This is a genomic window from Salegentibacter salarius (genome assembly GCF_900168265.1).
GTDB lineage: Bacteria > Bacteroidota > Bacteroidia > Flavobacteriales > Flavobacteriaceae > Salegentibacter > Salegentibacter salarius.
The window spans coordinates 259,877-267,686 of the sequence record NZ_FVZF01000002.1 but is presented as its reverse complement, the minus strand read 5'-3'; the positions used below and the strand labels follow the sequence as shown (position 1 = coordinate 267,686).

General features: G+C 38.1%; 5 protein-coding genes. 4 read left to right on the top strand and 1 reads right to left on the bottom strand.

Annotated features, from left to right (window positions below):
* The 3 genes from B5440_RS02480 to B5440_RS02470 all read left to right on the top strand — a co-directional run.
* Window positions 1–185 (top strand): transposase (locus B5440_RS02480; RefSeq protein ID WP_143533298.1); only part of this gene is annotated, 185 nt, incomplete at its 5' end.
* A 323-nt stretch (window positions 186–508) separates the two neighbouring features.
* Window positions 509–850 (top strand): hypothetical protein, encoded by a 342-nt coding sequence (locus tag B5440_RS02475; RefSeq protein WP_070053901.1) that lies wholly within the window; start codon window positions 509–511, stop codon window positions 848–850.
* Window positions 851–1,258: 408 nt separating this feature from the next.
* Window positions 1,259–2,614, top strand: coding sequence for a sigma-54-dependent transcriptional regulator (locus B5440_RS02470; RefSeq protein WP_070053900.1), 1,356 nt, complete (start codon window positions 1,259–1,261; stop codon window positions 2,612–2,614).
* Here B5440_RS02470 and B5440_RS02465 read toward each other — a convergent pair.
* On the bottom strand, window positions 2,604–5,021 hold the full coding sequence (locus tag B5440_RS02465; protein WP_070053899.1) for a hybrid sensor histidine kinase/response regulator: 2,418 nt from the start codon (window positions 5,019–5,021) through the stop codon (window positions 2,604–2,606). The two genes, B5440_RS02470 and B5440_RS02465, sit on opposite strands and share 11 nt — an antisense overlap.
* 382 nt (window positions 5,022–5,403) lie before the next feature.
* Between B5440_RS02465 and B5440_RS02460 the strand changes: the two genes are divergently transcribed.
* Window positions 5,404–7,785 carry a TonB-dependent receptor gene (locus B5440_RS02460; protein ID WP_070053898.1) on the top strand — a complete coding sequence of 794 codons (2,382 nt, stop codon included), beginning with the start codon at window positions 5,404–5,406 and terminating at the stop codon, window positions 7,783–7,785.
* Window positions 7,786–7,810 lie beyond the last annotated feature (25 nt).

Below are 7,810 nucleotides of genomic sequence, written 5' to 3'. Positions count from 1 at the left end.
TACTATTAAGTGAAGCGGGAATAGCACATCGTAAACGTCGGTGCTGGGATGTGGAAGCCGTTTTTGGGAATATCAAGCAAAACATGGGCTTCAAGCGATTTATGCTTCGGGGAATGGAGAAAGTAACTACTGAAATAGGGTTAATCGCTATGGCGCACAACTTAAGAAAATTCAGTATAGCATAGGAAGGGGGCTTCCTTCCTTTTTTATCATTAAGAATATCTACAAAAGAAGAAGCGCTTCTCTCACAAAAACTTTTATCAATAAAAAAGGCCATCTAAATACTTTTTAGACGGCCTCTTTTTGTTGGTAAGATTTTGCGAATCTACATTTCTACATAATTTTCTCTTAAAAAATGGGGTTTTCTACATAATAGATTCCCAATAAGATTCGTGAATTTTTCTTAAACGCTTGTTTTTCAATTAAATATCAATAGCATTGAAGTTTTGGTACAATTATTCCTTATTACTTATCAGATTTAAACCACATAACTTAAAACCTTATTATTATGAAAAAGCTAGGATTAACTTTAATGGCCGCTGCGGGAATGTTTTTGTTCAGTCAAAATGCCCAGGCGCAGGAAGAAGAACCAGAAGAAATGGAGCAAATTGAAGCTGTAGAAGAGGCTCAGGAAGTGAAAGATGATTTCAAAAAGCTTGACGTCTTAGCATTACCACAAGCTGTAAAGGATGCTGTAATGACCGATATGAATGGTGCCGTTGCCGAAGAAGCCTGGGTAAAGGAAGAAGACGGTAAAAATGTTTACAAACTGGCACTTAATGTAGATGGCGAAAAGAAAAAGGCCTATATAGACAGTGAAGGAAACTGGATCGAGAAAGAGTATAAATAGTTTACTACTCCAACTTCAACTAACCACTAATTTCCGTTGTATTTATTTGCCCTACCAAAAAAAGTTCAACGGAAATTTTAAACTAACAGCCGGAATTTAAGAGAGACCAACTCCTTCGGCACCAGATCTAAAGCAAGAAGTAACAGAGAGCATGTGTACAACTTAATCGGTTAAATTGCCTTTTGGCTTACTAACTAACACTTATTAACCAATTAAGTAAATGGAGGGATTTTATGCAGATTGTGCTTTTGCAGTTTGGAAAATGGATACCACCCAATGACAGATTAATAAATAATTTAGATTGTCATTGAAGAGAGACCTTTAGCGAGGTCTCTTTTTTTTATACTTATTTTTAAACCCAATGAATTTTAGATTGTTAAATTTGCAAGACGGCTAAATTAAAAATCAATGACAAAAATTCTTATAGTTGAAGATGATGTTCCTTTTGGAACTATGCTGAAAACTTTCCTAATCAAGCGCGACTATGAGGTTGAATTGGTTTTTTCTGGAGCAGAAGCTTTTAAAAAGTTGAAAGAAAACTCTTTTAACCTAATTCTTTCTGACGTTAGGTTGCCCGATACCAGCGGACTTGATATTCTAAAAGAAGTGAAAGCTGAGAATGCCGACACCCAGGTTATCATCATGACCAGCTATGCCGAAATTAGTATGGCGGTAGAAGCCATGAAAATAGGAGCCTTTGATTATGTTTCTAAACCATTTAGGCCTGAGTCTATTTTACAAACCATAGAGAATGCTTTAACTCATACCCAGGTGCAACAACCCAGCGCACCAAAACAAGCTAAAAAACCACAAAAACCTGTTTCAGATCAGGAAACCAGTTTTGTAAAAGGAGTTAGTGAAGCGGCGATAAAATTAAGCGATTATATTGAGCTTGTAGCACCTACAAATATGTCTGTTTTAATAATGGGTGAAAGTGGAACAGGGAAAGAGCAGGTGGCAAAAAGTATTCACAAACAAAGTAAGCGAGCCGGCGCTCCATTTATAGCCGTAGATTGTGGGGCTATTCCGCGAGAGTTGGCTTCCAGTGAATTTTTTGGTCATTTAAAAGGTTCTTTTACCGGGGCAATTAACGATAAAACAGGACATTTTGAAGCAGCTAATGGTGGTACTCTTTTTCTCGATGAGATCGGTAACCTCAGTTATGAACTCCAGGTGCAATTATTAAGAGCACTTCAGGAAAGAAAAATTAAACCGGTAGGCAGCAATAACGAGATACAGGTGGATATTCGAGTGATTACCGCTACCAACGAAGATCTTGCGCAAGCTGTAAAAGATGGAGAGTTTAGAGAAGATCTTTATCATCGTTTAAATGAATTTTCAATTAAAGTTCCTGCTTTAAAAGAACGTAAGGAAGATTTGATGCTTTTTGCAGAATACTTTCTTGATGAAGCAAATACTGAATTGGAAAAGAATGTGATAGGCTTTACTGAAAGTGCTATAGAAGCTTTTAAGAACTATAACTGGCCTGGTAATTTAAGGGAGTTAAAGAATATGGTGAAAAGGGCTGCCCTGCTTACCCAGGACGAAATGATACCTCTTAAAGTGCTTCCGCACGAGATTGCGACAGCTACTCATTCTAACACAGAAACCGAATACGGGCTGTTTAAGAATAAGAATGAGGAACAGCTAATTTTGGATGCTTTGGAGAAAGCGGGTGGGAACAAGAGTAAAGCAGCGAGATTGCTTTCTATAGATCGGAAAACACTTTACAATAAACTAAAACAGTACGATATTAAACTTTAATTTCTTGTTCGAGCTCTTCCATTAAGTTTAAAATTCCAGCTTTTAACTGATTAAATTCTTTATCTGTAAAAGCTTCATTTTGTTCCAGCCTTTCTAATTGCCCGGCCAGATGTTTTGCGTTTATCTGCTTTAGCATTGGCACCATTTTATGGGCTAGTCTGGCGACTTCTTTTTCATCATTATTCTTACGAGCAATAGCAATAAGCTCTATTTGTGACCTGGAACTTTCTATAAAAGCCTCTAAAATAGTTTGCACAGCTTCTTGATCTCCCGCCGAAAAATCATAAATATCCTGGAGATCATAATGGTTATTTTTAGAATGTTGAAGGTTGCTATTTACTTTCTCTTTGAGTTCAAGTTTAAAAATATCTGCAATACTTTGTTGCAGTTTTGCAGGCTTATAAGGCTTTAAAAGACTTTTGTTGAATCCGGCGAGTTTGTATGTTTCAGCATCAACATCTGTTCTACCCGATAAAGCGATAACCGGTAATTCCCCAATTTTGTACTTTTTCCTTATGTTTTTAATTAGGTCAAAGCCATCCATTTCTGGCATTTGGATATCGGTTAAAACCAGCGAATACTTTCTGTTTTCCAGTTTCTTAAGAGCATCACTTCCATTTAATGCGCTATCACACTGCATTCCCATAGATTTAAGCAATTCGCCCGTGAGCGACAGCTGAGAAGGTTCATCGTCTACAATAAGAGCGGTTTTCCCGGTGAGATCGGGTAATTCGGGAGTCGCTTCTACTTCAGGTGCTTTGGCTGCTTCAGTAGCTAGCTTTCTAACAGGAAGAAAAACCGTAAACTCACTACCTTCGCCCTGTTTACTTTTCAGTTTTAATTCACCATTTAATAATTCGGTTAAACTCTTGGTAATGGTCAGTCCGAGTCCCGTGCCGCCGTAAGCTTTCTCTATTTTTGTATTTTCCTGTGAAAACTCCTCAAAGATCTCTTCCTGTTTTTCATCAGAAATTCCAATACCGGTATCTTTTACCGAGATAATAAGGCAGTAACTATCTTCAATTTCTTTCTTAAGGTAAATATTGACTTTTATTTCACCTTCTTTAGTAAACTTACAGGCGTTGGTTATTAAGTTGGCGATTATCTGCTTTATCCTAAAGGGATCGCTAAGAACCTGCGTGTCTGTATCTTTAGAAGCTTCAAAAACAATCGCGACATTTTCATTTCTGGTTGCCGGTAAAGCGTTGTAAACAGTATCTTTTATAAGTTTTGCGGGATTAAATGGTAGCTTTTCAACCGTCATTTTTCCGGCTTCCAGTTTAGAAAGATCCAGGAGATCATTAACCAAATGAAGAATGAAGTTAGACGATTTTTTCACCTGTTCCATATAATGGGACTGCTTGGTGTTCAGGGAAGACTTTTCAATAAGATCTGTATAACCAATAAGCGTATTTAACGGCGATCTTAAATCGTGGGTAATCGCGGCCATAAATTGCTCCCGGCGTTTTAAAAGAGTTTCAGCAAAATCTTTGGCTTCCTCTAATTGTCTTCGGTACTGCTGACTTTTAGTGATGTCTTTAATGATAAAAATTAGCGATAATAATATAATTAGGAAACTCACAATACCCGCAATCAGGAATATTTGGGAGCTTTCCTGTATCATATTTTGGGACACTTTAGCTCGCTGTATGGAGGCTTCCCGTTCTTCCAGTTCAATTTTACCCAGCAAGCGTCTTAATTGCTGGTTAATAATCATATCATTTTCCAGGAATTCCTGCTCCTTTTTATCTACGGTATTTCGAAACCGACGATTAGCAATTTCTAACTCGCTTAATACATTTCTAACCGAACCTATTATAGAGTCTGCAGTTCGGTTGGTGAGTTTTTCAGCATTGTCTTCCCGTGAATATTCCAGCCATCTAATTAATAATCTACGTTGATGAGGTTCGAGGTTGGAAAAACGTTGGCGGTAATTGTAATCTTCAAAAGATGGATCTATTTTTTTTAATTCATTTAAAACCTGGGAATAGTAATTCTGATTTCGTTGTTGTTCTCTTAGTTCGTAGAGTTCCTGGAGGTTGGTTGACTTTTCAGATAGCAATTCTTTTATGCTATCCAGTTCATTCTTCATAGAACTATCGGCATAACCGGTTTTTAATCTTTGAATATCAAGCTGAATGCTATCTATTTGATTTTGGTACTTCTCGAGATCAGCTTCATTCCCGGTTTGGATAAGCTGCCTGCTTAAGTTTTCAGTTTCATAAAGGCTGGTGGTAATATCGCTCAGCATAAAGAGCTGCTCGTTATTATTATTGTTGTTCTCTGAAACTTTACTAAAAGCAACTACCTGGTTCCATACCAGCCAAACGGCAACAGTGGCCAGCGCGGCTATCAGGAGATATCCACCAATTACTTTATAGGTTATGGAGCGCTTTGTGTTTCGCATAAAATTATTACTACCAAAATTACACCATTTAAACGAAATGAAACCGGCATTATGCCTGATCTTAGAATTTTATGCCTGGGGGATGATTGTAAGCCGTGATGAGCTAATAATAAATAGGGCTAAATTATAGGCGCAAAAATTATTGCTATTTCATAAAAGTCTTATACATTTGCCGCAAATCTCAAAGGGGTGCCACTTAAGTGTGGCTGAGATCATACCCAAAGAACCTGGGCAGGTAATGCTGCCAAGGGACACGCGCAGAATGCGCAACGTATGTACTCCTGAAAATGCCAAAACACCGGTGGGCAATTTCAGGATTTTTTTTATCTAATTTTTAACCAAGGAATAATAGCCCCTTTTATTCGTAAATAATTTCTTACGAATGAAATCTTTATTATTTTTTACCGGCCTCTGCCTTATTTCACTGCAAGCCGTTGCTCAAACACACATTGTACAGGGAAAAGTAACCCGTGGCGAAAAGCCGGTAGAAGGCGTGGCAGTTTATGCCGTAGAATCTGGAGAAGGTACAGCCACCGATGAAAACGGCAGGTATAGCCTGCAGCTGAAAGAAGGAACTTATAAGCTTGTATTTTCTTATGGAAATCAGAAAAGTTTAGATGTAAACCTTGATCAGGACAAAACCTTAAATGTAGACCTCGCTAATGTTGAGGAAGTTCTGGATGAGGTTTTTCTTTCTTCGGTAAGAGTTACCGCAAAATCTCCCATTACTTATAGTAATCTTAGCAATGAGGAAATTGAAGATCGTAACCTGGGCCAGGATATTCCTGTGTTAATGAATTATATGCCTAATGTGGTCACTACCAGTGATGCCGGTGCCGGTGTGGGTTATACCGGGATTAGGGTAAGAGGAAGCGGCCCAACCAGTACCAATGTGACTATAAATGGGATTCCTTATAACGATGCTGAAAGCCTTGGAACCTTTTGGGTGAACCTGGGGGATTTTGCATCTTCGGTAGAGAATTTACAGTTGCAACGTGGGGTGGGAACTTCCACAAATGGCGCCGGTGCTTTTGGTGCCAGTATAAATATTCTAACCGATGGTTACAGCGAAGAAGCAAACGCAGAAATTGCCAATAGCTACGGTTCTTTTAATACGCACAAGCATACCGTGAAATTCAGTACTGGACTTATAGACGATCATTGGGAATTTGCCGGTCGTGCTTCACAAATTAAAAGTGATGGCTATATAGATAGGGCTAGCAGCGATTTAAAATCTTACTTTCTACAAGGAACTTATGTAGACGAAAATACACTAGTTAAGGCCATCACTTTTGGGGGTAGCGAAACTACTTACCAGGCCTGGTATGGGATAGACTCTACAACGCTTGCCAATGATAGGACTTATAATCCTGCCGGGGTTTATACCGATGAAGAAGGGAACACAAAATTCTATGAAAATCAAACCGATAATTACAAGCAAGATCATTACCAGTTATTGTGGAACCAGGAGTATAATAAAAACTGGTCTTCTAATCTTGCTTTCCATTATACTTACGGGCGTGGTTACTATGAGGAATATGAAGAAGATGCCACTCTAAATGAATTCGGCCTGGAAAATTTTCAGGCTAATGGGGAAGAGGTTCTGACCTCAGATTTGGTAGGCACTAAATGGCTGGATAATGATTTCTACGGAACTACTTTCGGTTTAAATTATCAGGATGCAGATTGGGATGTGAATTTTGGCGGCGCCTGGAACCGATACATTGGCGATCATTTTGGTGAGGTTATTTACACGCGTTTTGCTAGAAATAATGATCCTTATGAGCCATATTATGAAAATGTGGGAAGAAAAACTGATTTTAATCTCTACGGAAAAGCAACTTATGCGATTTCAGAGAAACTGGCCGGTTATTTAGATATGCAAATTAGAACTATAGATTATGAGACCGAAGGGGTTTTATCTGAAGGGAATGAATTTCTGGTAAATGATTCTTTCACTTTTTTCAATCCAAAAGCCGGATTAACCTATGCTTTAAACGACCAAAATCAATTTTATTTCTCTTATGCGCGTGCCAATAGAGAGCCAAGACGAAGCGATTATGAAAATGGTGATCCTGAACATGAAGAACTGGACGATTACGAATTGGGCTGGAGACTTAATACACCAGGTGTTCAGCTAAATACCAATTTATATTATATGGATTATCAAAATCAGTTGGTACTCACTGGAGGGATTGATGATGTTGGTGCTTTTGTTCGTGAAAATAGTGGAAATAGTTATCGCTTAGGTTTGGAAATAGACGCGGTAATTAGACTTTCAGAGAAAGTAGTGTTAAGACCAAACCTGGCTTTAAGTCAAAACAAGAATATTGATTTTGTATCTGCCTGGGATGGTGAACTGGTTGACTTTGTTAACACCGATATTTCTTATTCCCCTTCAATAGTAAGTGGTAATAGAATTAGCTATCTGCCGGTAAACGGATTGGAGTTAGGCCTGCTTTCAAAATATGTGGGAGAGCAATATATGAGCAATATTGAAGCTGAAACCTCTAAGTTAGACGCCTATTTCGTGAACGATTTTAATGTACAATATACCTGGAGAAATGCACCCTTGTTTAAAGAAGTAGTATTTACAGGTTTGGTCAATAATATATTTGGCGAAGAATATGTATCTAATGGCTATTACTATACTTTTGATGTAGAAAACCCAGATACTTCAACTGGTTTGCAAACTTTAGATGGAGCAGGATACTATCCTCAAGCTACTACCAACTTTTTAGCCGGAATTACTTTGAAGTTTTAATTTGTTTGTCACCTTTCTCCTCCTT